Source organism: Rhodoplanes sp. SY1, assembly GCF_046000175.1.
GTDB lineage: Bacteria > Pseudomonadota > Alphaproteobacteria > Rhizobiales > Xanthobacteraceae > Rhodoplanes.
The window spans coordinates 1-641 of the sequence record NZ_JBEOMB010000286.1; the positions used below are offsets into that span (position 1 = coordinate 1).

General features: G+C 61.3%; 1 protein-coding gene. It reads right to left on the minus strand.

Annotation, left to right across the window (positions count from 1 at the left end; all coding sequences use genetic code 11):
* Window positions 1-17 precede the first annotated feature (17 nt).
* A partial coding sequence (locus ABTU92_RS29155) for a Fic family protein (RefSeq protein ID WP_408095049.1) occupies window positions 18-641 on the minus strand: 624 nt, incomplete at its 5' end.

A 641-nucleotide genomic window follows, 5' to 3' on the forward strand; every position in this document is an offset into this window, starting at 1 on the left:
AGAGTTCGAAGAGAAGGTCAGGCATCGGGTCTCGTCGATTCGTTGATGATGTCGCGAATCTCGCGCGCGACGAAGTATTTCGGATTGGCCGTGCCGGCGAGTTCCGACAGGATGCCGACACGCACCAGAGCCTCGACGTTCAATTGTGCCGAGCGATACTGAACGCCGAGGTGCTCCGCGATCCTCGGGATGGTGACGACCTGCGACCGAAACAGAAGGTCGGTTATCGCGACGAGGTTGGCCGAGCGGCCCGCGTCCCGGAGGCGCGAGCGATAGTCCTTCTGGAGTGCGAGCAACGCGTCGGCCGTGTCGATGGCTTTCTTGCAGGCTTCGGTCACGACCTCCAGAAAAAACGTGATCCATTCGGTCCACTGGCCGAAGCGAGACACGTTGTACAGGCGGTCGTTGTACTCGTCCTTGCGCCGTTCGAATACCGGGCTGAGATAGAGGATCGGCTGCCGGATCGCCTGCCGCATGTGCAGGTGGAGCGTGATGAGCATCCGGCCCACCCGGCCGTTGCCGTCGGCGAAAGGATGGATGGTCTCGAACTGGTAGTGGATCAGCGCGGAATCGATCAGGTCCGGAATGCCCCCACGGTCGTCGCGCTGGATGTACTTTTCGAGCTTGTCGAGTGCGTCCAG